The following is a 24296-nucleotide window of genomic DNA, read 5'->3' as shown; positions in this document are numbered from 1 at the left end:
ATTGTAATTTATTTGTTAAAGTTTTCTTAATTTTATTAAATTTGAATCTTATAAACATTTATATCGCAGTAAATGCTTCCATCAAAATTCAATTTCTTAGTAATTTTTGTAGTTCAGTTGTTTTTTTTAGGTTGTAAAAAAAATGATGATAACGAAAAAAAATATCTTCTTCAAAAACTTTCTCCAGCAGAAACTGGAGTTTCTTTTCAAAATAACTTAACTGAAGACGAAGCTCATAGTATCATTAATTACATTTATTTTTATAATGGTGGTGGTGTTAGCGTAGGTGACATCAATAATGATGGTTTACCTGATATTTATTTTGTTTCAAATCAAGGATATAACAAATTATACCTTAACAATGGAAATCTAAAATTCGAAGATATTACCGCAAAAGCAAAAGTTGGTGGATCTTCTGATTGGAGTACAGGATCTACAATGATTGACATCAATAATGATGGTTTGCTTGATATTTATGTCTGTGCAGTTGCTGGTTTGCTTGATTTTAAAGGGCATAATGAACTTTTCATTAATAATGGTGATGGTACTTTTAGTGAAAAAGCAGCAGCATATGGTCTTGATTTTAAAGGATATTCAACACAAACTTACTTTTTTGATTACGATAAAGATGGCGATTTAGATGCGTACATTGTAAATCATGCTGTTCATACCAATTTATCTCATGGACCAGCAAGCGAAAGAAACAATCGAAGACCACTTGTGGGAGATGTTTTATTGCAAAATAATGAAGGGAAATTTACAGATGTTAGTGAAAAAGCAGGAATTTTTGGCGGCGTAAATGGCTATGGATTAAGCGCTTCAATTGCTGATTTTAATAATGATGGTTGGGATGATATATACATTTGCAACGATTTTCATGAAGATGATTATTACTACATCAACAATAAAAACGGAACCTTTACTGAAAAACTTTCAAGTGCATTTTCTACTATAAGTAGGTTTTCTATGGGAAGTGATGTTTCTGACATTAATGGAGATGGTTTTCAAGATTTGATTGCTTTAGACATGCTACCCAATGACGAAAGGATTGTTAAAGAAACAGAGGGTGATGATGTAATGTTAAACATGCAAATAAACCTAAAAAACTTAGGATATAAAGATCAATATTCTAGAAATGTACTGCAAATAAATATTGATGGAGACTTTTTTTACGAAACTGCATTTTTGAATGGTGTTGCTGCCACAGATTGGAGTTGGTCTCCGCTTTTTGCGGATTATAACAATGATTCTCATCAGGATTTATTTATATCAAACGGAATTTTAAGACGTCCAAATGACTTAGATTTTAAAAATTATGTTTCCAACACTTTCAAAAGATATGGAGAAGCTAAAGGGGTACAATGGCTCTTTAAATCAATAGATCAAATGCCAAGTGGTAAAGTTCCGAATCAAATTTTTAGTGGAAATTCCAATCGCTTTTCAGAAAAAACAGGATCTTGGATTGCAAAAGAACTTTCGCTTTCTAATGGTGCTGTATATGTTGATTTAGATTTGGATGGCGACTTGGACATCATCACGAATAATGTAAACGATTTTGCTACAATTTATCAAAACAATACCAATGCAACAAAAAACTACATTGCGTTAAAATTCGATTATTTAGCAGGAAATAAAGAAGCAATTGGAGCAAAAACAACTCTTTATTTCAATAATAAAAAGCAATTCAAACAAGTTTTTAAATCGCGCGGATTTTTATCATCAATAGAAAGTAAGGTTCACTTTGGATTAGATACAATCTCTAAAATTGATTCTCTTGAAATTATCTGGCCTAACCAAAAACGCCAAGTTGAAAAAAATCTGAGCATCAATAAATTGCATAAAATTGGATATAACCCAACTTCTGATGTAAATTTAATTGCGTCTAAGATGTCTACAAAAAATTACTTTACTCAAAATAATTTGATTGATTTTATCCACAAAGAAGATACTTATAATGATTTTTTTGCAGAAAAATTAACTCCTTACAAAGTATCAACTTTAGGTCCTGCTTTAGCAATTGGCGATATTGATAAAAACGGTTTTGATGATATTTATTTGGGTGGCGCATCAGGAAAACCGGGAGAATTATTTTTAAATACTGGCACAAAATTCATCAAATCTTCTCAAAAAACTTTTGATGTTGATGCTGAATTTGAAGATAACGATGCTGTATTTTTTGATGCAGATAATGATGGAGATTTGGATTTATACGTAGCTTCTGGAATCCATTCTCAACGAAATAAAAATTTTGAAATTGATAGATTGTACCTCAACAATCAAGGGAAATTTACCAAAACTTCCAAACAAATTTTGACAAATCCTTTGAATACTTCTTGCGTTATAAATTACGATTATGATGCAGATGGTGATGAAGATTTATTTATTGGCACACTTTCAAATCCTGATAGTTTTGGAGAATTTGTAAACTCAACCATCCTTAAAAATAACGGAAAAGGAGTTTTTGAAGTAGATTCTAATTTTATTATTTCAGGCAAAACTACAGCTGCAATTTGGACCGACATCAATAATGACAATCAAAAAGATTTATTAATTGCCTCAGAGTGGGATGTTCCTAAAATTTACATCAACAATAAAGGAAAGTTGACTTTACAAAAAATCCCTGATAACATGAATGGTTTTTGGCAATCTATTGCTGCTTTTGATATGGATGAAGATGGAGATTTAGATATCGTTTTAGGAAATTGGGGCGAAAACAATAAGTTTCAACAATTTTTAGAAAAACCACTCATCATGTATTATGGTGATTTGGATAACAATGGCAAAAAAGAAGCTGTAATTTCATATGCTATTGGTAATCAATATTTTCCAATGAATTCTAAAAGCGAATTGGCTTCCCAAATGAATTTTATCAGTAAAAAATTCGTAACACACAAAGAATTTGCCTTGCAGACAATGGAAAATATTTTCTCAAAAGAAGCACTTAACAAAGCGCAAAAAAGAAAAATACATACTTTAACTTCTGGATATTTAGAAAACAATAATGGGAAATTTGACACTTTTGTAAAGCTTCCAATTGCATTTCAATTGGCTCCAATTAACTCTATGTCAGAAATTACAATACAAGATAAAAAACACTTGTTGATTAGTGGAAACTCCGAAAAGACTTCCAATTATCACGGAAATTATAATTCTTTAAAAGGCATTCTTGCAACGTCAAAAAGTGATTACAAATTTGTCAATCAATTTGGAATTGCACCTTTTAAAAATCAAATCAAAGAAACCGCTGTAATAAAAATGAAAGGCAAAAATGCATTGTTGGTTGTGGCAAATAATGACAGCGTAAAAACTTATACTTTTAAAAATTAAAAAATGCGTTTTTTTAAAATTCCGATTTTTCTATTAACCCTATTTTTATGGATTTCTTGCCAAAAAGAATCCATAAAAATCGAGTCAAAAGACTATCATTTTTTGGTAGATGAAGTAACAGAGGTTATGATTCATGATATTTTTTCACCTCCAGTTGCAAGTAGAATTTATGCTTATCCAAACATTGCTGCTTATGAAGTTTTGAATGCAGAAAACGGAAAATATCAATCTTTAACGAATCAATTAAATGGGTTAAAAACGATTGAAAACCTACCAAAAAATCAAGAAATCAACAAACCTTTAGCGGCTTTAATTGCCTATTTGGATGTTGCAAAAGAGCTCGTTTTTTCAAAAGAAGAATTGATTGCGGTAAAAGACAGTTTAAATATTCATTGGAAATCCATCAATAAAAAAGAATTTTTAGCGGCTGAAAAATATGGGTTAGCAGTTTCGTCTCACATCATTGATTGGATGAAAAAAGACAATTATATTGAAACGCGCACAATGCCGAACTTCAATGTGCATTCTGATGATCCATCAAGATGGCAACCAACTCCACCTGCATATATGAACGGAATTGAGCCAAATTGGAATAAAATTCGCCCTTTTGTGTTGGATTCTGCAGCACAATTCAAACCCATTCCTCCTCCAACTTTTTCGCTTGAAAAAGGCTCTGATTTTTATAAAGAAGTGATGGATTTGTATGAAATGACGAACAACATCAGAAAAAATGGAGATACCTCTAAAGAAGTTGCAATTGCACAATTTTGGGATTGCAATCCCTATGTTTCTGTGAACAAAGGGCATTTTATGTTTGCTTCTAAAAAAATAACCCCTGGCGCACATTGGATTGGTATTTGTAAAATTGCTACTAAAAAAAGTAATTCTGACTTTGAAAAAACGGTATTTGCTTACACCAAAACTTCCATAGCTATTATGGATGGTTTTATAAGTTGTTGGGACGAAAAATACCGAAGCAATTTGATTCGTCCAGAAACGCTTATTAATAAATATATTGACAATACTTGGACGCCTTTGTTACAAACACCTCCATTTCCTGAATATACAAGTGGACATTCTGTAGTCTCAGGAGCTGCATCAGAAGTATTGACAAACATTTTCGGTGATAATTTTTCTTTTGAAGATACTACTGAACTTCAATTCGGATTGCCTGTAAGAAACTTTACTTCTTTTAGAAATGCAGCCAAAGAAGCCGCAATTAGCCGACTTTATGGAGGAATTCATTACAATTCAGCAGTAAAAAACGGACTTTCTCAAGGAATTTTATTAGGAAAATTTGTAAATGAAAAGCTTGATTTTATCAAATAACTTTTAAAATAAAAAACCCAAAACGAAATTGTTTTGGGTTTGTATAAAATGTTGTTGTAAAACTCTTTAAATCGCAGCTTTCATTAATTCTCTGTTCATACGTGCAATAACATCTAATGAAATTCCTTTTGGACACTCCACTTCACAAGCACCTGTGTTTGTACAGTTTCCAAAACCTTCTAAATCCATTTGAGCAACCATGTTTTTTACACGATCTGCAGCCTCCACTTGTCCTTGTGGCAATAACGCATATTGCGAAACTTTTGCACCCACAAACAACATCGCAGATGAGTTTTTACAAGTAGCGACACAAGCTCCACAACCAATACAAGTTGCAGCATCCATAGCTGTATCTGCTGCATGTTTTGAAATTGGAATTGCATTAGCATCCTGTGTATTTCCTGAGGTATTTACAGAAATATAACCTCCTGCATGTTGAATTCTATCAAAAGCAGATCTGTCAACCACTAAATCTTTAATTACTGGAAATGCTGATGCTCTAAAAGGTTCAATGGTGATGGTGTCACCGTCTTTAAACATACGCATGTGTAATTGACAGGTAGTAACACCTCTGTCAGGACCGTGAGCTTCTCCGTTGATATACATAGAACACATTCCGCAAATGCCTTCTCTACAATCGTGATCGAAAGCTACAGGCTCTTCTCCTTTCGCTACTAATCCTTCATTTAAAACATCAATCATTTCTAAAAAAGACATATGTTCTGAAATATCAGTAACTTTATAATCGACCATTTGACCCTTAGATTTTGAGTCTTTCTGTCTCCAAATTTTTAATGTTAAATTCATTTTTATTTGTGCTTTAAGCTGTTAGATTTTAGCAATTAGCAAAATGCTAATAACTAAATGCTAAGAGCAAATATTATTTATAAGATCTTTCTTTTACTTCGATATTTTCGTATTCCAAAATTTCTTTGTGCAATACTGCATCTTTTGGTTCGCCTTTGTACTCCCAAGCAGCAACATATTGGAATTCTTTTCTTCTTTGTGCTTCTCCTTCAGGAGTTTGGTATTCTTCTCTAAAATGTCCTCCTGCAGATTCTTCTCTCTCTAAAGCATCTTTAGCAAACAATTCTCCCAATTCTAAGAAATCAGCTACTCTGCCTGCTTTTGCCAATTCTTCATTGTATTGTTTGTCTGATCCAGGTACTGAAACATTTTTCCAGAAATCTTTTCTCAATTCCGAAATTTCTTCAATAGCCTCTTTTAATCCAGCTTCGTTTCTAGACATTCCGCATTTATCCCACATAATTTTTCCTAATTTCTTGTGATAATAATCTACAGAATGAGTTCCTTTATTGTTGATGAAAAAATCGATTCTATCTTTCACTGATTTTTCAGCTTCATCAAATTCGGGCGTATTTGTAGGAATTTTTCCAGTTCTGATGTCATCAGCTAAATAATCTCCAATTGTATATGGCAATACAAAATATCCATCAGCCAAACCTTGCATCAATGCAGAAGCACCCAATCTGTTTGCTCCATGTTCTGAAAAATTAGCTTCGCCAATTGCATAACAACCTGGAATTGTAGTCATTAAATTATAATCTACCCAAATACCTCCCATGGTATAATGTACAGCTGGATAAATCATCATAGGTGTTTTGTATGGATTTTCATCTACGATTTTTTCATACATCTGGAATAAATTTCCATATTTTGCCTCGACAATTTTTTGCCCTAATTCATAGATTTTAGCCGTAGAAGGATTGTCAATATTTTGAATTTTCGCTTGCTCTTTTCCATATCTTTCAATAGAAGAAGCAAAATCTAAAAAAACAGCTTCACCAGTTGCATTTACGCCAAAACCAGCATCACAACGCTCTTTTGCAGCTCTTGAAGCCACGTCTCTTGGCACTAAATTACCAAAAGCAGGATAACGTCTTTCTAAGAAATAATCTCTTTCGTCTTCTGATAATTCAGTTGGTTTTTTCTTTCTTTCTCGGATTAATTTCGCGTCTTCTAAGTTTTTTGGAACCCAAATTCTTCCATCATTTCTTAGTGACTCTGACATCAATGTTAATTTTGATTGATAATCTCCTGAACGTGGAATACACGTTGGGTGAATTTGTGTAAAACAAGGATTTGCAAAAAAGGCTCCTTTCTTGTGAACTTTCCAAGCAGCTGTAACATTTGAACCCATTGCATTTGTAGAAAGGAAATAAACGTTTCCATAACCTCCTGAAGCAATTACTACTGCGTGTGCAGAATGACGCTCAATTTCGCCTGTTACTAAATTACGTGCGATAATTCCTCTTGCTTTTCCATCTACCAAAACAATATCCAACATTTCGTGTCTGTTGAACATTTCGATTTTTCCACGAGCAATTTGTCTATTCATAGCAGAGTATGCTCCTAATAATAATTGTTGACCTGTTTGTCCTTTTGCGTAAAAAGTTCTAGAAACTAGTACTCCACCAAAAGAACGATTGTCTAACAATCCTCCATAATCACGTGCAAAAGGAACTCCTTGCGCCACACATTGGTCAATGATATTTGCAGAAACTTCTGCCAATCTGTAAACATTTGCTTCACGTGAACGATAATCACCTCCCTTTACGGTATCGTAAAATAATCTGTAGGTTGAATCACCATCTCCTTGATAATTTTTTGCTGCATTAATTCCACCTTGAGCTGCAATTGAATGTGCTCTTCTTGGAGAATCTTGGTAACAAAATGTTTTTACATTATAGCCCAATTCTGCTAATGTTGCAGAAGCAGAACCTCCAGCCAAACCTGTTCCAACCACAATAATATCAATGTGACGTTTGTTGGCAGGATTAACCAAGTTGATTTTGTTTTTATAATCAGTCCATTTATCTTTTAATGGGCCTTTTGGAATTTTAGAATCTAAAGTCATAGTGTAAGATTAATGGTTAAAATGGTGAAACAATGCAATAAAAATAAATCCTAAAGGAACAATGATTGCATAGGCTTTACCAACATTTTCAAGTTTTTTACGCAAAGATGCTGCTCCTACAGATTGAAAAGCTGAGGTAAATCCGTGTGCTAAATGCAATCCTAAAAAAACGAATGCCAACGCATAAGCACCAACTCGAATCGGATTTACAAATTTGTGCGTTAATTCTTCATAATAACGCAAACCTTCTACGCCTTCCATAGTTCCTGACCAATCACCTTTGATGAATTTGGTATTGATTTCTGGAAACCAAAAATCGATAAAATGCAATACAATAAATGCTAAAATTACAACGCCACTCCAAATCATATTTCTACTCATCCAAGTAGCATTGGCAGCACCATTGTTTTTTACATATTTTGTTTGTCTTGCGTTGTTGTTTTTGATTTCGAGTATAAAACCCATCACAAAATGAAACACAACTCCAATAATCAATACTGGCTGTAACGCGAATTGAACCAAAGGATTTGTTCCCATAAAATGAGAAACTTCGTTGAACAACTCTGGACTAAAAACCGATAATGTATTGATAAAAAGGTGTTGCAATAAGAAAATCATTAAGAAGAAAGCTGAAAGTGCCATCGCTACTTTTCTTCCTATTGACGATTTGAAAAATCCGCTCATTGTAGTTTAGTTAAAATTTTGACTACAAAAATACGGCGAAAGGAAATGTATTTCAAAGAAATTACAACGTTTTCGAAGGTATTTAGAACAATTTTAAATAAAATTTAAGGAATTTGATTTGAAGACACCAAACACTTGTTATTTTTCCATTTTCCTTTCAAAGAATCTGTCGAAATTATTTGTCCATCACAGGTTAAAAAATTGCCATTTGCATCTTTTTTAATGATTTTCATTTTTCCTTCATGAATGGCATTTATCACTCTGTAAATCAATCCTGTTTTGGAAATATCGCTGTTTTTGGAAATCAATAACAAACCTTGATTGTTATTGTATAAATCCATTTTTGAAGAAATTTCATCAGGAACTATTCCGTCTTCTAATTTTTGATTTTTAAACATCAAATAATTTTCTTTTTCATGCGCTTTTCCAAGTGATTTTGCAGCCGATTTTCCAATTTCTTGACGCAATCTTGCCATCCAATAAGCATGTCTAAAGGCATCTACTTGACCACCTGAAGCATCACCGTCCAAAAGGTTTGTTTTGCTAATTGAATCTGCAATTCGTGTTACTTCAACTGAAATTTCGTATGCCTTTTTTGCTTTTAAAGCATGCAACAGGACCCAACTTTTTTTGGGTCCTGAAAGTGCAAAAAAACTTTTTAAATCGGATTGAGAATGCGCAAAAAATGATAAAAACAAAAAGAAAATTACACTCGTTTTCTTCATTTATTTGATTTCAAACGTTGCTTTTTCATCTCCTATTTTTACAGTATATGTTCCTTTTGGTAGATAAAATTTGCCGTTTTTAGCTTTTTCTAACTTGTTGTTTTTATTAGCGTCTTCATAGGCTTTTTTTCCTTTTTCGTTAAAAGATAGATCAAATGAAACTTCGTTATATCCTTTATCTGGTGTAACAATAAATGTGTTTAAAATTACATCATTCATCACAATTTCTACAGTTGTTTTTCTATTAGAATTAACATAAAAAGGAATTGTCATTGCTGGCTCGTAAACTTCAGACCAATCATTTCTTGCTGAACCCCAATTGTTTCTTTTTTGAATTGCTTCCATTTTAAAAATATGAGTTCTTTTATTCATAAACTCTTTTGTAAACAATTGCAGATTTGCAATATTTGCTTTGTACAAACTACGACCATGAGTTCCTAAAATCAGGTGTTTTTCTCTTTCTTGAATCACCAAATCATGAACAGCAACATTGGGTAAGTTTTTATTGAAAATTTCCCAAGAATCTCCTTTATCAAAAGAAATGTAAGCGCCATTATCTGTACCAACATATAAGATGTTTTCGTTTGCAGGATCTTCTTTTATCACATTTACAGATGAAGTTGGAATGCTAATTCCAATGTTTTTCCAAGTTTTTCCGAAATCTTCAGAAACATAAATATAAGGTGTAAAATCATCAAATCTGTAGCCATTTAAGGTTACGTAAACACGCTCTTTTTGATGTGCAGAAGCAATGACTCTTGAAACCCACAAACCTTGAGGCAAATTGTCAGAAATTTTTTCCCAAGAACCTCCACCATTTTTGGTAATATGCACCAAACCATCATCAGAACCAGTGTATAACAATCCGAATTGAAATGGACTTTCAGAAATGCTTGTTAATGTTCCAAAAGCGACATTTCCTTTTTTGCCACCAGTTGTTAAATCATCAGAAATAGTTTCCCAATCATCTCCTTGATTTAATGAACGATGCAATTTATTGCCTCCTAAATATAAAATATCTTGATTGTGTTTTGATAGCAAAATAGGCGTTTGCCAGTTGAATCTATAAGGCGATTCACCTAACGTATGTTTTGGTTGGATGTAGGTATTTTTACCCGATTTTCTATCAATTCTGAAATAATTTCCAAACTGATATCCTGTGTAAACAATGTTCGGATTTCGTTCATCCACTTGCACTTGCATACCATCTCCACCCATGATTGACTCAAAAGGATTTTGTCCTGATTGATGCCAACGTTTGTCAATGCGAGCATTGTGGCTTCCAACCCAAACCCCATTATCTTGCAAACCTCCATAAACTTGATAGTCTTTTTGATTGTCAACATACACTGCATAAAATTGCCCAACAGAGGGCTCATTCAATTTTGACCAATTTTCACCATCATCATAAGAAAGATTCAATCCACCATCATTTCCATTTAATAAATGCCCTGATTTTTTTGGATTTACCCACAATGCTTGATGATCTGCATGCACGTTTTCTCCATTGATCCCGATAAATGTTTTGCCACCATCTTTCGATTTTAAAATAGGAACTCCCAGTACGTAAATTTTATTTTCATCTTGTAAATCCACTCTAATTTCACCAAAATAATAGCCATAAGAAGAATACAATCCATCAATATTGCCTGTGTGTGTTTTTTTCCAGGATTTTCCGCCATTGGTCGTTTTAAAAACCTCAGCACCAATTACAGGAGTGTCAAAAACAACTTCGTTTTCGTCCTCTAAATATCTTGCAAAATCAATGGGTTTTATAGTACCAACTCTCACCATTTGTTTTACATTTTCAGCACGGTATTTTTCTTGAAAGCCATAGGTTTTTAAATACGTATTCAGGTCTTTATCTGATAATGCTAAAAAAGCATCTGTAGTCATGGTTTTAAAATCTTCTTTGGTCAAAGATTTTGAAGCTGATTTTTTATCGCTTTTTGCTTCTCTAAACTGACTATCATGCAAAACATACACTGTGTTTTCATTAAAAACAGCTAAGCCAATTCTTCCAACTCCATCACCATTTGGAAATCCATTATTATCAGAAATTTTTGTCCAAGTAGTTCCTGCATCTGTGCTTTTATAAATGGCAGAGTTTTTTCCATCGCCATCAAAATCCCATGCTTTTCGTTCTCTTTCCCAAGAAGCAGCATACATGATATTAAAGTTGTTTGGAGCAGGTTCTACATCAATAATCCCTGTATTTTCGTTGATATATAATGTTTTTTTCCATGTTTTTCCACCATCTGTAGTTTTAAAAATACCTCTTTCCTCATTGGATGAATACAAATGTCCGATGACACCCACAATCACTTCATCCGAATTTGTTGGATTGATGACAATTCTACTTACGTGATGAGAATCTAACAAACCAACATTTTTCCAAGATTTTCCTTTGTCTGTAGATTTTAACATTCCAATTCCTGCATACGAAGAACGTGATGAATTTTTTTCGCCTGTACCAACCCAAATTGTTCCAGATTTCCAATCAACGGCAATATCTCCAATATTTTGAGTTTCGGAATTGTCCATGACTGGCATAAAAGTGATGCCATTATTGTTGGTATACCACAATCCACCAGAAGCATATCCTACATAAAACTCAGTTGTATTTTCAGGATTTACATCAACATCTGCAACACGTCCACTCATGATATTAGGACCAATATTTTGAAAAGGTAGATTTTTTACAAGAGACGTTTTTGAAAGCTGCTCTTTTTTGGTTAAAGCACCTTTTACCTCATTTGCTGTTGTTGGTTTTTGCTGTCCAAATACAATTGATGTAAAAAATAAAACGAAATAAAAAATAGTATTCTTCATGATGTAACTATTAAAAATGATTGATTAGTTGGTAATTAATTTCAAATATCTTGAAATTTATATAGATTTTTGATTAAATTGGCACTAATTTAACAATTAACTTTTAAAACTATGGATGGTATTATTTACACAATTATTATTGGAGCTGTCTGCGGATATATTGCAGATGTATTAATGAGTGACAACGGTTATGGACTTTTAGTAAGCATTATTATTGGTATTGCAGGAAGTTTTGTTGGAACCTGGGCTTTTGGTGAATTAGGTATTAAAGTAGGAAGTGGTGTAGTGAGTGATATAATTAAAGGAGCTTCTGGTGCAATCATTATTTTGTTTGTTTTAGGACTTTTTAAACGTGGACTTTCTAAAAAAAGATAATACAATAAGTGCGTTTATAAATTTTAAAGAGGTTTTATAACCTCTTTTTTATTGTTTTATATTACTGATTTTGAATATAATCTCATAATTTGTCGTTTTGTAGACAAGATTCAACCTACTTTTGTAGCAGATTTAGAACAACAAAAATGTTGTTTCTTAAAAACCATTTATGCCATTCAAATCTTTAGGATTAACAGCTGCATTTGTAAAAGCAGTAGAAGAAAAAGGATATACAACTCCTTCTCCCATTCAACAAAAAGCAATTCCACATATTTTAGAAGGAAAAGATGTACTAGCATCTGCACAAACTGGAACTGGAAAAACAGCAAGTTTTACACTGCCAGTTTTACAATATTTAACCGAAACAAAACATCCAAAGTTCAGACCTTTGCGCGCTTTAGTTTTAACGCCTACAAGAGAATTGGCTGCTCAAGTATATGAAAACATCAAAGAGTACAGTAAATATGTGAATATAAAATCGGGAGTTGTTTTTGGTGGCGTAAATATTACTTCGCAAAAAGCAATGCTCAAATATGGGGTTGATATTTTGGTGGCGACTCCAGGAAGATTATTGGATTTGCATGAACAAAACTCAGTATCATTCAAACGAATTGATGTCTTGATTTTAGATGAGGCTGACAGAATGTTAGACATGGGTTTTGCAAGAGATTTAAATAAACTCATCAGTTTTATGCCTGTAAAGCGTCAAAATTTGATGTTTTCTGCAACTTTTTCTCCTGAAATTCGAAAATTAGCGGAAGGAATTTTAAACAATCCTGTTTCTGTTGCTGCTGAACCACAAAATTCAACAGCCGTAAAAGTGACACACAAAGTATATAAAATCGATAAAAACAAGAAAACGGATTTTATGATTCAACTCATAAAAAACAATGATTGGCAACAAATATTGGTTTTTACGCGCACAAAACATGGCGCAAACAAATTGACTGAAAAATTGATAAAATCAAACATTTCTGCAGCTGCAATACATGGAAATAAAAGTCAAGGTGCAAGAACAAAAGCCTTGAAAACTTTCAAAGAAAATTCTATAAAAGTATTGGTTGCAACTGACATTGCTGCTCGTGGTTTGGATATTCCTTTATTACCTCATGTAATCAATTTCGAATTGCCAAATGTTCCTGAGGATTATGTACACAGAATTGGAAGAACTGGAAGAGCAGGTGCTGCAGGAGAAGCAATTTCATTGGTTTGTAGTGAAGAAACTGAATATCAAAATGAGATTGAAAAACTACTCAATGAAAAATTAGATTCAGAAATTGTAAAAGGTTTTGAACCTACAGATACTGCAGAGCCTAAAAGAGCTGCAACTCAAAGCAAAGGTTCGTTTGGAAAAAAGAAAAAAGCATCAAATACGACAACTCCAGAGGTAAAATCAATTAAAAAGAAAGGTTTTTTTGGGCGAAAAAAACCAGGAAATTCAGCTCCTAAAAAGAAGTTTTAAAGGATTTTAAATGTAAAGGGTTTTCACAAAGTTCTCAAAAGATTATTTAAAGTCTTTATGATCTTTGCGTGTGCTTAGAATCTTTGCCATAAAACCAAATTTTTAGTTGCTAATAATATTCCTACATTTGTATTTTAAAACTTTTTATCATGAAATACCACCCAATAAACGCATCACTTTTTATTAAAAACCGCAAAAATTTTGCTTCTCAAATGAAGCCAAATAGTTTGGCAATTTTTAATTCGAATGATATTTATCCTACAAGTGCAGATGGCACCATGCCTTTTGAACAACATAGAGATATTTTTTATTTGAGTGGTGTAGATCAAGAAGAAAGTGTATTAATGATTTTTCCTGATTGTCCAAATCATGAATTGCGTGAAGTACTTTTTGTGCGCGAAACCAATGATCATATTGCAGTTTGGGAAGGTGAAAAACTAACTAAAGAAGCTGCCTTTGCAACTTCTGGAATAAAAACCGTTTTTTGGTTGCAAGAATTGGAAAAAGTGTTGTTTGAAATGGCTTCTTATTGCGATACTTTTTACATCAATACCAACGAACATTACCGTGCAAAAGTAGAAACTGAAACGCGTGAAGATCGCTTTACAAAATGGTTGTTGGCAAAATATCCTGCACATAGTGTTGCAAAAAGCAATCCAATATTGCAACGTTTGCGTTCTGTAAAAGATGCTATTGAGTTGGATTTGATGCAACAAGCATGCAACATCACTGAAAAAGGTTTTCGCAGATTGTTGCAATTTGTAAAACCGGGAGTTTGGGAATATGAGATAGAGGCTGAATTGCTGCACGAATTTGTAAGAAATCGCTCTAAAGGGTTTGCATACACACCTATTATTGCTTCAGGCAACAATGCAAATGTGTTGCATTACATCGAAAATAATCAAGAGTGTAAAGCTGGTGATTTATTATTGCTAGATGTTGCTGCAGAATATGCCAATTATAAGAGTGATTTAACGAGAACAATTCCGGTTTCTGGACGTTTTACTGAAAGACAAAAAGCGGTGTACAATGCTGTAAATAATGTAAAAAAAGAAGCTACAAAAATGTTAGTTCCTGGCGTTTTTTGGAAAGAATATCATGTAGAAGTTGGTAAAATCATGACCTCAGAATTGCTAAAATTAGGGTTGATAGACAAAGCAGATGTTCATAATGAAGACCCAAAATGGCCTGCCTATAAAAAATATTTTATGCACGGAACAAGTCATCATATTGGTTTAGACACGCATGATTATGGTTTGATTCACGAACCCATAAAAGCAAATATGGTGTTTACTGTTGAGCCTGGAATTTACATCCCAAAAGAAGGTTTTGGAATTCGTTTAGAAGATGATGTGGTTGTACAAGAAAAAGGTGAACCTTTCAATTTGATGAAAAATATTCCGATTGAAGCAGATGAAATTGAAGATTTGATGAATCAGAAATAAGGAATTCGAATCTTTATATTTTCTAATCTTTAAAAATTTTTATACACCTCACAGGTTTTAAAAACCTGTGAGGTGTTTTAAATTATAGATTATTTTTTTACGCCAAAGATTGGATAAAACGAATCGTTTGTACATTGAATGTTGCAGGTTTTTCAACATTTACAACATGACCACAATTTTCAATTACAAAAAGTGTTGAACTAAGATGCTCAGAAACAACATGTTTGATAGATGGCAAAAACAAATGATCTTCAGCACCCATAATGTATAAAGTGGGGATTTTAATGTCTTTCGCTCTAAAAAAACGCAGTAAAGGATTGATTTCAGCCGTCAATTTAAACCATCGTAAAAACTCTTTTTGATATAGTTTTTTGGCTTCATTTACAAATAACAAACGTGATTTTTTGTGATTCTTTTTGGGCATTATGATAAATGCAAACAACTTGTATAAAAACATATAAGGCACAACTGATTTGAAAATATTTCCAATTTTCATCAAGATTTGAGAGCGAACATCCAATTTGATAATGGCACCACCCAAAATCATACTTTGCACTAAATCAGGACGCATTTCTGCCAAATTTCTAATGAGAATTGTCCCTAAAGAAATGCCAATAAAATGTGATTTTTGAATCTGTAAATGTTCAATTACCTCTACAATATCATTCGTAATTGTTTCGAAAGTATATTTCGGATTGAAGGTGTCTTTTAAACTCGGTTTGCTATTTCCATGACCACGCAAATCCAACATCAATACATTGAATTCTTTTTTAAAATCACGCACTTGTTTGTACCAAATAGAACTGCTTCCTCCTGCACCATGCACAAAAGTAACCCATTCTGTGGCGTTTGCATTTGGATATGAATAATAGTGTAGCAAATGTTAAATTTTAAAAAAGCAAAAATAGGGATTTTATTACTGATTTTAAGATTGTGAAAAATTAAGAAAATTAAATTTCTGTTAAATCAATTTTATTGTTGCCCCAAAAATTCACCACCACAAAAACCAACAAACTCGGCAAAACCCAACCCAAATTATTGTTGGCTAAAGGAATAATATTTTTAATAGTTACTAGATATTTTTCATCAATTATAAATCCTAAAAAATCAGGAATGCTGAATAAAAATGTGGTGAAAACAACTGCTCTAAAAACCAATTTTGACCCATATTTATTAGGCAAAACATTCAATACAATCAACACAATCGTAATTGGATATAAAAACATCAACGCTGGTACAGCCAAAATGATGATAAAATCTACTTGAAAACTGCCTACTAAAATGCCAATAATCGCACAAATTCCAGTAGTAATTACAAACGCTTTTTGCGAGTTTTTACAAATTCCTTTTATATAATCTGCAGTACCTGTAACCACGCCAACAGCCGTTGTAAAACAAGCTAAAGCCACTAAAACACTTAAGAAAATCCTTCCAAAATCACCCAAAGTTTGCAAACTCAAACTCGTTAAAATATCAATTCTTGTGGCATTTTCAGGAAAAGTAGCACTGAATAAAAAGCCACTAAAAATCAATCCACCATAAATGAGCAACAATCCAAAACCTGCAATCAATCCTGATTTTGAAATGACATTCTTTTTTTCATCAAAAGTGTGAAGGTTTCCTAAGTTTAAAGAAACAATCATTACTGCTCCAACAACAACGCCTGCAATGGCATCAAAAGTTTGATATCCTTCTAAAATTCCATCTACAAAAGGACTTTTTATAGTTGGTAACAAGTTATTTTCTGGAGAAGAAATAATAGCTAACACAATGATTATCAATAAAATGATAACAATAATTGGTGTTAAAAATTTTCCAATAACATCAATAATTTTAGAACGATTGATGACAAAAACAAACACCAATCCAAAATAAATACTACTTGTAAGCAAAGGACTTACATCAAAAAAAGGCTGAATAGCCATTTCATGTGTTACAGCAGCCGTTCTTGGACCAGGAATTGCAATGGCAATTGTATACGTTAGCAAACAAAAAATAGTGCTAAAAACAGGAGACACTTTTTTGCCAAAATCAAACAAAGTTCCTTGTAATTTGGCATGTGCAAAAATGGATAAAATGGGAATAAAAACTGCTGTTAATGCAAAACCCAACAAAACAATCCACCAATTAAAGCCTGCTTTTAGACCCAAAGAAGTGGGTAAAATTAAATTTCCTGCACCAAAAAAAAGTGAAAAAAGCGCAAATCCACTAATCCAAATTTCTTTACTTTTAAACGAATTCATTTGTGATAATTTCGTTAAAAATAACAATGTTTCGCTTTAAAAAAGTGATTTCTCTTATATTTGCTAAACTTTTTGATAAAAAATGTTTCTAGTCATTAAAAATTTACTGCAAAAAACACTCAGCATTGTGCTTTTATTCGCGCTAATGTTACCTTTTGCATTGAAATTAGAACACGTTTTTCAAGATCACAATCACAGCATTTGTTCTAGCAAAATAGAAAGTCATATTCATCAATTAGAAGATGATTGCGATTTTTTAAATTATACGATAAACTCAGCAAATAGTCCATCAAACTTAGTTTTTGAAACTAAAATTGACATTCTTTTTGCTGAAAAAAACTTCATTTACACAACTGCCTTTTCTTCATCAGAAAAAGCAACATCTTTCCTTAGAGGACCACCAAGTTTGTCATAAAGTATTCGCTTTATTACAAACTAAAACAAACAGATGAAAAAAATACTCGTCGTGTTTTTTTGCATGAATGTCTTTTGGGCATTCAGTCAAAAATGCACCTATAACATACAAGGAACTATTGTAGATTTCCATGATGGAACTGCCATTGACAATGCAACCATTTTAATAAAAAACACCAATAAATTTGCTGTTTCTGACAGTGAAGGGAATTTTACTATCGCCAATGTTTGCAATGGAAAAATTACCTTGGTTATTTCGCATATTGGTTGTAAAACTTCCGAAAAAACCATCAAAATTGATAGAAATTATAAAGGAAAATTTTTATTAGAACATCATTCAGAAGAACTAGAAGAAGTTACTTTAAAAGGAAAAATAGTGGTCAAAAAAGTGACATCACTTTCAGAAACTGTGTTATCTAAAAAAATATTAGAAAACTACAGTGCTGCTTCTTTGGGTGATGCTTTGAAAGAAATTGCGGGAGTTTCATCAATCAATACTGGAAATGCAATTGTAAAACCCATGATCAATGGGATGCACAGCAGCAGAATTATTGTGATGAACAATGGAGTTCGTTTGCAAGACCAAGAATGGGGAATTGAACATGCACCAAACATCGATTTGAATTCTTCTGAAAACGTTTCTGTCATTAAAGGTGCAGGAGCTTTGGCTTTTGGAAGTGATGCTATTGGTGGAGTTGTGATTTTAAATCCCAAAAATCCTATCAGAAAAGATTCGCTTTTTGGAAGCACAATAACTAGTTTTCAAACCAATGGAAATGCCTATAATATTGCTACTTCATTGCATAAAACGTATAAAAACGGCTATTTTTTAGATGCCAATGCTACTCACAAACGTTTTGGAGATTTTAGAGCGCCTGATTATTTTTTAACAAATACAGGATCAGCTTCTACAGCATTTTCGTTGAATGCTGGTTATAAAACTTTTGAAACTGGCTGGAATATTTTTGTGAGTTCTGTTGCAAATGAAATTGGGATTTTAGGAGCTTCGCATATTGGTGGAATTCAGGATTTGGTGAATGCGTTAAACAGTCAACAACCTTTGATTCAGAATGATTTTAGCTACACTATTGATAATCCAAAGCAAGATGTGACTCATTTTATAGCCAAAGTAAGTTATTTTAAACGCTTTCAAAATATTGGAAAATTAACGTTGCAATATGATTTTCAAGAAAATCAACGTTTTGAATATGATCGTAGAATTGGCGAAAATCGATTTATTCCTGCTGTAGACTTGAATTTACAAACACATACTGCAACTGCCGATTTTTTGTTTGATGCCAAAAATTCATGGACTTTTCAATCAGGAATGTTGTTTCGTTTTCAAGAAAATGTGGCAAATCCTGCAACTGGTGTGCGTCGTTTAATTCCTGATTATCAAAAAACAGATGTTGGGGTTTACACAACCATCAAACATGAATTTTCAGAAAATTGGTTGTTTGATGCTGGTTTGCGCTATGATTTTAATTTTTATGGTGTAAAAAAGTTTTATCAAACAAGTCGTTGGAATGCTTTAGGATATGACGTGTTGTTTCCTGAGTTGGTAATTCAGGATTTAGGAACGCAATTATTGACAAATCCGGAGTTGAGTTTTCACAATTTCGCGATTTCTTTGGGTGCTAAAAGAACACTTTCTGATGAAAATTCGTTATTATTCAACTATACAATGGCAACAAGACCTCCAAACATTTCAGAATTGTTTAGTGATGGTTTGCATCATTCAGCAGCAAGAATCGAGTTAGGTTCTTTAACATTGAATTCAGAAAAATCGAATCGTTTTTCAATGTCTTTTTTAAGAGAGAATAGTTCTTCAAAATGGCAAATTGATACGTATGTAAATGCCATTCAAGATTATATTTTCATTGCTCCAAATGGCACAGAACAAACCATAAGAGGCGCTTTTCCAAAGTGGGAATATCGTCAAACAGATGCAATCTTGTTTGGTTTTGACATCAATATTCAAAAAGAATTTTCAGAAAATTGGGGATATTCTTTAAATACTTCTTACATCTATGCACAAGACACTGAAAACAAAATGCCTATTATTGATATGCCTCCTTTTCAAATGAGAAATTCGATAAGTTACAAAAACACTGATTGGCATGGATTTTCAAGCACCTTAATTAGCGAGTTTGTAGGTAGACAAAATCGTTTTCCTGATTTTAATTTCAATCAATTTATTGCAAAAACAAACACGACAGTTTTAGTAGATATTAGTACGCCACCAAATGCGTATCATCTGTTTCATATCAACAATACCCTAAATTTTGATTGGGGAAAACACTCCAAAATTCAGGTGAGTTTAAACATCAATAATCTTTTAAACACTTCTTACCGAAATTATCTGAACAGACTTCGATTTTTTGCAGATGATTTGGGAAGAAATTTTCAACTTCAAATCAAAATTAATTATTAAAAATTTTAAAAATACATATCATGAAAAAATACATTTTTTTATTTAGTTCATTAGTAATCATGTCATTAACCTCTTGCTCAAGTGACAATCCAGAGATCGTAAACGAAGAAGAATTGATTACTACTTTAAAAGTAACATTAACACCTCAAGGTGGAGGAAGTGTAGTTACTTTACAATTGCAAGATTTAGATGGTGATGGACCAAATGCTCCTGTAACCACTGTTTCAGGACCTTTGCTAGCAAATACAACCTATACTGGAGTAACACAAGTATTGAATGAAACTGAATCTCCTGCTGAGGATATCACTTTAGAAGTGGAAGAAGAAGGTGATGAGCACCAGTTTTTTTATACGTTTTCTAACAGTATTGCCACTATAAATTATACAGATGTAGACAAAAATGGCAGACCCATTGGAATCACTTTCAATTTAACAACTACAACTGCAGGAATTGGAAATTTGACAGTTACTTTACGTCATGAACCAAATAAAACTGCATCAGGAGTAAGTGCAGGAAACATTACCAATGCTGGAGGAGAAACTGATGTTGAAGCAACTTTCTCTTTAACAGTAAACTAGTAGGATAAATTTCCCTTTTCACCTTTCCTTTGGAAAGGTCAGATTTTTGAAAAAAATCTAGGATAGGAAAATATTTTATAGATAAAAGCGGGTTTTTACTCGCTTTTATTTTTTTCTTTGTAGCATGATTTTACCATTTAAAGGAGCCAATATTTATTTTGAAACTCATGGAAAAGGACCTGCAATAGTTTTGCTGCATGGTTTTTTAGAAAATTCCACGATGTGGAAAAACTTAATTCCTGAACTTTCTAAAAAAAACAAAATAATTATTATTGATTTATTAGGTCATGGAAATTCTGATAGTTTGGGATATATCCACACTATGGAACTTTTTGCAGAAACTGTTGCTGCTGTGTTGAAACATTTAAAGATTAGAAAATGTGTTTTGATAGGACATTCTTTAGGAGGTTATGTTGCGTTGGCTTTTGCTGAAAAAAATCCTGAAAAAATAAAAGGGTTGTGTTTGATGAATTCCACTTCTAACGAAGATTCTGAAGAGCGAAAAGACATTAGAACACGTGCTAATAAAATGGCACAAACCAATTTGAAAAGCATGATTCAAATATCAATTTCGAATTTATTTTATCAAGAAAACGTTTCGAAATTTACTTCTGAAATTGAAATCCTAAAACAAGAAGCGCTCAAAACTACTTTACAAGGATATTTGGCTGCACAAGAAGGGATGAAAATTCGCCCAAATAGAAATCACATTTTGACAGAAGCTACATACAGAAAACTAATAATTATCGGCGAAAAAGATCCTGTAATTGATGTAACTATTTCTTTGGAAGAAGCTCTAAAAACCAACACAAATTATGTAATTTTTGATGGTGGACATATGAGTTTTATTGAAAACGCCCAGGAACTTTTGGCTGCTTTGAAAACGTTATTGAAAAAATAAAATCAAATTAACGAAAATATAATGTTTGTTTTTGTATTTTATATATAATTTTCTTTTTGGAGTTTCTTTGTGAAACTTCGTGCCTTCTTTGTGAAACTTTGTGTAATAGTTATTCCACAAAATCCTCAAAGTAGACACAAAAAACACAAAGCTGTATGTTTTATAAAACTAGCTTAATTTAACTTTCTTTCAACGCATTCCAGCCTTGAGCGCGTAATTCAATTTCTTGACCTCCTCTTGTAATCAATTGCAAACCTTGATTTTGTTCAGTAATATGACCAATAATTGACAAGTTTGGATTGCCTTTTATTTTGTCATAAGCATCAATTGGAACTGTAAAAAGTAGTTCATAATCTTCACCTCCACTTAAAGCAATCGTAGTTGAATCCAATTCAAATTCTTCGCAAGCATTGATCACTTGTGGGTCTAAAGGTAATTTGTCTTCGTAAATTTTGCATCCTACTTTGCTTTGAGTGCATATATGAAACAATTCTGATGAAATTCCGTCAGAAACATCAATCATAGAAGTTGGTTTTACATCCAATTCTTTTAACAAATCGGCAATATCTTTTCTGGCTTCAGGTTTTAATTGACGTTCTATTAAATACGTGTAATTTTCTAAATCTGGCTGATTTTGAGGGTTTACTTTAAATACTTGCTTTTCTCTTTCCAAGACTTGCAATCCCAAGTAAGCTGCTCCAAAATCGCCCGTAACTACAATTAAATCAGTAGGTTTTGCACCATCTCTAAAAACCAAATCTTCTTTGTTTGCCTTACCAATGGCAGTAATTGACAACAACATTCCTTTGGTGGATGAAGTGGTATCGCCACCAATCAAATCAATATGATACGTTTCACAAGCTAACTGAATACCTGCATACAATTCTTCAATAGCTTCCAAAGGAAATCTGTTAGAGACTGCTAACGAAACTGTAATTTGCTCTGCAGTAGCGTTCATTGCATAAATATCAGACAAATTAACCATTACAGCTTTGTATCCTAAATGTTTTAAAGGCATGTAGCTCAAATCAAAATGCACACCTTCAATCAACAAATCTGTAGAAATTACGGTTTGTTTTGTAGAAGCATCCAAAACAGCAGCATCATCTCCAACACCTTTTAGGGTTGATTTGTGAGAAATCGAGAAATATTTCGTGATGTGATTGATGAGTCCAAACTCACCCAATTCAGCCAATGACGTTCTTTGTGGATTTTTATCTTCTAACATGTTGCAAAAATAGCAAGTTCTTTGCTTTTAATTGATTTTTTAAGAGTGAAATTTATCAATAAGCAATTGCTTTTCAATTCTTGTGCAATAATTAATTACATTTGTTGAAACAGATTTGATGCTGGTAAAATAGATATCTTAATTGTTTCGTTATAAACACAAAACTCAAAAATTATATTGATGAAAAAAATAGCCTTTTTCATAAGTTTTTTAGCAATTATTTCTTGTTCAAAAACAGAAATCATTGAAGATGAGCCCAATGTTGATTATGTTCCTTTGGCAAAATGTGTAAACGGATTTGCAGACATTTATCCTTGCAATAAGTACGATTTGATGGCGCATATAACTTTATCAGATTTAGATGGATCAAATACTCCCTCAAGTAATTTGTCAGGAAATGATTCTTGGGGTTGGACAGATCCAACAACTAAAAAAGAATATGCTTTGGTAGGTTTAAACACAGGTGTTTCTTTTGTAGATATTAGCAATCCATCTGCGCCAATCGTTTTGGGTTTTTTACCAACAGCAACCGTAAATAGCGATTGGAGAGATATCAAAGTTTACAATAATTATGCGTTTATCGTAAGTGAGGCAGCAAACCACGGAATGCAAGTTTTTGACTTGACAAAGTTGCGCTCTGTAACAAATCCTCCTCAAAATTTTACTGCAGAAACTACATTTACAGGTTTTGGAAGTGCGCATAATATTGTCATCAATGAATCAAAAGGATATGCTTTTCCTGTTGGTACAAGTAGAAGTGGCACTTATGCAGGAGGTCCTTTATTCATCAACATTCAAAATCCTTTGAATCCTATAAGTGAGGGCGGGTTTAGAAATTATAGTCATGATGCTCAAGTTGTTACTTATGCAGGCCCAGATTCTGAACATACAGGAAAAGAAATTTTAATAGGAAGCAATGAAACCGAAATTGTCATTGTAGATATTACCAACAAAGCAAATCCTATCAAACTTTCTTCAATCAATTACGCAAATGTTGGTTATGTACATCAAGGTTGGTTTACACAAGATATGCGTTACTTTTTATTGGGTGATGAAATAGATGAAATGCGTTTTGGAAACAAAACACGAACCATTATTTTTGATTTTTCTGATTTAGACAATCCTCAGTTTTCATTCAATTATTTTGGTCCAACAGACGCCATTGATCATAATGGTTATGTTAAAAACAACACGTTTTATTTGGCAAATTATACAGCTGGTATTCGCATTATTGACATTACCAATATTGCCAACAAAAGCATGACTGAAGTTGGTTTTTTTGATACCTATCCAACAAATAATATTGCTGGTTTTAACGGAGCTTGGAGTGTGTATCCGTATTTTGAAAGTGGAAATATCGTAATTAGTGATATTGATAATGGCTTATTCATCGTCAGAAAATCACAATAATATTTCTTGATTTTTATGAAAAAATTACTGT

General features: G+C 32.7%; 18 protein-coding genes. 10 read left to right on the top strand and 8 right to left on the bottom strand.

Annotated elements, in window-relative coordinates:
* Positions 1 to 72 precede the first annotated feature (72 nt).
* A complete protein-coding gene (locus tag WHA43_RS08980) occupies positions 73 to 3327 on the top strand; it encodes a VCBS repeat-containing protein (protein ID WP_105046722.1) in 3255 nt (1084 codons plus the stop codon).
* Positions 3328 to 3330: 3 nt separating this feature from the next.
* On the top strand, positions 3331 to 4656 hold the full coding sequence (locus WHA43_RS08975) for a vanadium-dependent haloperoxidase (protein WP_105046721.1): 1326 nt from the start codon (positions 3331 to 3333) through the stop codon (positions 4654 to 4656).
* Positions 4657 to 4722: 66 nt separating this feature from the next.
* Here WHA43_RS08975 and WHA43_RS08970 read toward each other — a convergent pair whose 3' ends face one another.
* The 5 genes from WHA43_RS08970 to WHA43_RS08950 all read right to left on the bottom strand — a co-directional run bounded on the left by WHA43_RS08970 (position 4723) and on the right by WHA43_RS08950 (position 11775).
* Complete coding sequence (locus WHA43_RS08970; protein ID WP_105046720.1) at positions 4723 to 5463, bottom strand: succinate dehydrogenase/fumarate reductase iron-sulfur subunit; 741 nt, start codon at positions 5461 to 5463, stop codon at positions 4723 to 4725.
* Between the two features lie 73 nt (positions 5464 to 5536).
* Positions 5537 to 7534 (bottom strand): fumarate reductase/succinate dehydrogenase flavoprotein subunit, encoded by a 1998-nt coding sequence (locus WHA43_RS08965; RefSeq protein WP_105046719.1) that lies wholly within the window; start codon positions 7532 to 7534, stop codon positions 5537 to 5539.
* 9 nt (positions 7535 to 7543) lie between these two features.
* Positions 7544 to 8218, bottom strand: a complete 675-nt coding sequence (locus WHA43_RS08960) for a succinate dehydrogenase cytochrome b subunit (protein WP_105046718.1) — start codon at positions 8216 to 8218, stop codon at positions 7544 to 7546.
* Between the two features lie 104 nt (positions 8219 to 8322).
* On the bottom strand, positions 8323 to 8943 hold the full coding sequence (locus tag WHA43_RS08955; RefSeq protein ID WP_105046717.1) for a DUF6973 domain-containing protein: 621 nt from the start codon (positions 8941 to 8943) through the stop codon (positions 8323 to 8325).
* Positions 8944 to 11775: a WD40/YVTN/BNR-like repeat-containing protein gene (locus WHA43_RS08950; RefSeq protein ID WP_105046716.1), complete on the bottom strand. Its 2832-nt coding sequence runs from the start codon at positions 11773 to 11775 to the stop codon at positions 8944 to 8946.
* Between the two features lie 111 nt (positions 11776 to 11886).
* Between WHA43_RS08950 and WHA43_RS08945 the strand changes: the two genes are divergently transcribed.
* From WHA43_RS08945 to WHA43_RS08935, 3 genes are all read left to right on the top strand, one after another.
* Entirely contained in the window at positions 11887 to 12150 is a 264-nt protein-coding gene (locus WHA43_RS08945) for a GlsB/YeaQ/YmgE family stress response membrane protein (protein WP_105046715.1), read from the top strand.
* Positions 12151 to 12319: 169 nt separating this feature from the next.
* On the top strand, positions 12320 to 13612 hold the full coding sequence (locus tag WHA43_RS08940) for a DEAD/DEAH box helicase (protein WP_105046714.1): 1293 nt from the start codon (positions 12320 to 12322) through the stop codon (positions 13610 to 13612).
* Positions 13613 to 13761: 149 nt separating this feature from the next.
* Complete coding sequence (locus WHA43_RS08935; RefSeq protein WP_105046713.1) at positions 13762 to 15057, top strand: aminopeptidase P family protein; 1296 nt, start codon at positions 13762 to 13764, stop codon at positions 15055 to 15057.
* A 97-nt stretch (positions 15058 to 15154) separates the two neighbouring features.
* Here the strand turns inward: WHA43_RS08935 and WHA43_RS08930 are convergent, their stop codons facing one another.
* Positions 15155 to 15937 carry an alpha/beta fold hydrolase gene (locus WHA43_RS08930; RefSeq protein ID WP_105046712.1) on the bottom strand — a complete coding sequence of 261 codons (783 nt, stop codon included), beginning with the start codon at positions 15935 to 15937 and terminating at the stop codon, positions 15155 to 15157.
* Between the two features lie 70 nt (positions 15938 to 16007).
* Positions 16008 to 17300, bottom strand: a complete 1293-nt coding sequence (locus tag WHA43_RS08925) for a branched-chain amino acid transport system II carrier protein (protein ID WP_105046711.1) — start codon at positions 17298 to 17300, stop codon at positions 16008 to 16010.
* Between the two features lie 82 nt (positions 17301 to 17382).
* Here WHA43_RS08925 and WHA43_RS08920 point away from each other — a divergent pair, with 82 nt between their 5' ends.
* From WHA43_RS08920 to WHA43_RS08905, 4 genes are all read left to right on the top strand, one after another.
* A complete protein-coding gene (locus WHA43_RS08920; RefSeq protein WP_105046710.1) occupies positions 17383 to 17715 on the top strand; it encodes a hypothetical protein in 333 nt (110 codons plus the stop codon).
* A 33-nt stretch (positions 17716 to 17748) separates the two neighbouring features.
* Positions 17749 to 20148 carry a TonB-dependent receptor gene (locus WHA43_RS08915; RefSeq protein ID WP_105046709.1) on the top strand — a complete coding sequence of 800 codons (2400 nt, stop codon included), beginning with the start codon at positions 17749 to 17751 and terminating at the stop codon, positions 20146 to 20148.
* 20 nt (positions 20149 to 20168) lie between these two features.
* Positions 20169 to 20726, top strand: coding sequence for a type 1 periplasmic binding fold superfamily protein (locus tag WHA43_RS08910; RefSeq protein WP_105046708.1), 558 nt, complete (start codon positions 20169 to 20171; stop codon positions 20724 to 20726).
* Between the two features lie 124 nt (positions 20727 to 20850).
* Positions 20851 to 21627, top strand: a complete 777-nt coding sequence (locus tag WHA43_RS08905; protein ID WP_105046707.1) for an alpha/beta fold hydrolase — start codon at positions 20851 to 20853, stop codon at positions 21625 to 21627.
* Between the two features lie 178 nt (positions 21628 to 21805).
* Here the strand turns inward: WHA43_RS08905 and thiL are convergent, their stop codons facing one another.
* Positions 21806 to 22855, bottom strand: a complete 1050-nt coding sequence (gene thiL / locus WHA43_RS08900; protein ID WP_105046706.1) for a thiamine-phosphate kinase — start codon at positions 22853 to 22855, stop codon at positions 21806 to 21808.
* Between the two features lie 180 nt (positions 22856 to 23035).
* On the opposite strand from thiL, the gene WHA43_RS08895 reads away from it, so the two are divergent.
* Positions 23036 to 24265: a choice-of-anchor B family protein gene (locus tag WHA43_RS08895; protein WP_105046705.1), complete on the top strand. Its 1230-nt coding sequence runs from the start codon at positions 23036 to 23038 to the stop codon at positions 24263 to 24265.
* The last annotated feature ends 31 nt before the right edge of the window (positions 24266 to 24296 follow it).

The sequence above is a fragment of the Polaribacter gangjinensis genome, assembly GCF_038024125.1.
GTDB classification, from domain to species: domain Bacteria; phylum Bacteroidota; class Bacteroidia; order Flavobacteriales; family Flavobacteriaceae; genus Polaribacter; species Polaribacter gangjinensis.
Note: the sequence above shows the minus strand (reverse complement) of the source record. Positions and strands in the feature narration are given on the sequence as shown.

Excerpts from the sequence above, each read along its gene's own strand:
- WHA43_RS08910 (WP_105046708.1), top strand. The coding sequence starts at position 20,169 with ATGAAAAAATACATTTTTTTATTTAGTTCATTAGTAATCATGTCATTA.
- WHA43_RS08950 (WP_105046716.1), bottom strand. The coding sequence starts at position 11,775 with ATGAAGAATACTATTTTTTATTTCGTTTTATTTTTTACATCAATTGTA.
- WHA43_RS08965 (WP_105046719.1), bottom strand. The coding sequence starts at position 7,534 with ATGACTTTAGATTCTAAAATTCCAAAAGGCCCATTAAAAGATAAATGG.
- WHA43_RS08955 (WP_105046717.1), bottom strand. The coding sequence starts at position 8,943 with ATGAAGAAAACGAGTGTAATTTTCTTTTTGTTTTTATCATTTTTTGCG.
- WHA43_RS08925 (WP_105046711.1), bottom strand. The coding sequence starts at position 17,300 with ATGAATTCGTTTAAAAGTAAAGAAATTTGGATTAGTGGATTTGCGCTT.
- WHA43_RS08935 (WP_105046713.1), top strand. The coding sequence starts at position 13,762 with ATGAAATACCACCCAATAAACGCATCACTTTTTATTAAAAACCGCAAA.
- WHA43_RS08945 (WP_105046715.1), top strand. The coding sequence starts at position 11,887 with ATGGATGGTATTATTTACACAATTATTATTGGAGCTGTCTGCGGATAT.
- WHA43_RS08905 (WP_105046707.1), top strand. The coding sequence starts at position 20,851 with ATGATTTTACCATTTAAAGGAGCCAATATTTATTTTGAAACTCATGGA.
- WHA43_RS08895 (WP_105046705.1), top strand. The coding sequence starts at position 23,036 with ATGAAAAAAATAGCCTTTTTCATAAGTTTTTTAGCAATTATTTCTTGT.
- thiL (WP_105046706.1), bottom strand. The coding sequence starts at position 22,855 with ATGTTAGAAGATAAAAATCCACAAAGAACGTCATTGGCTGAATTGGGT.
- WHA43_RS08975 (WP_105046721.1), top strand. The coding sequence starts at position 3,331 with ATGCGTTTTTTTAAAATTCCGATTTTTCTATTAACCCTATTTTTATGG.
- WHA43_RS08970 (WP_105046720.1), bottom strand. The coding sequence starts at position 5,463 with ATGAATTTAACATTAAAAATTTGGAGACAGAAAGACTCAAAATCTAAG.
- WHA43_RS08920 (WP_105046710.1), top strand. The coding sequence starts at position 17,383 with ATGTTTCTAGTCATTAAAAATTTACTGCAAAAAACACTCAGCATTGTG.
- WHA43_RS08940 (WP_105046714.1), top strand. The coding sequence starts at position 12,320 with ATGCCATTCAAATCTTTAGGATTAACAGCTGCATTTGTAAAAGCAGTA.
- WHA43_RS08915 (WP_105046709.1), top strand. The coding sequence starts at position 17,749 with ATGAAAAAAATACTCGTCGTGTTTTTTTGCATGAATGTCTTTTGGGCA.
- WHA43_RS08980 (WP_105046722.1), top strand. The coding sequence starts at position 73 with ATGCTTCCATCAAAATTCAATTTCTTAGTAATTTTTGTAGTTCAGTTG.
- WHA43_RS08960 (WP_105046718.1), bottom strand. The coding sequence starts at position 8,218 with ATGAGCGGATTTTTCAAATCGTCAATAGGAAGAAAAGTAGCGATGGCA.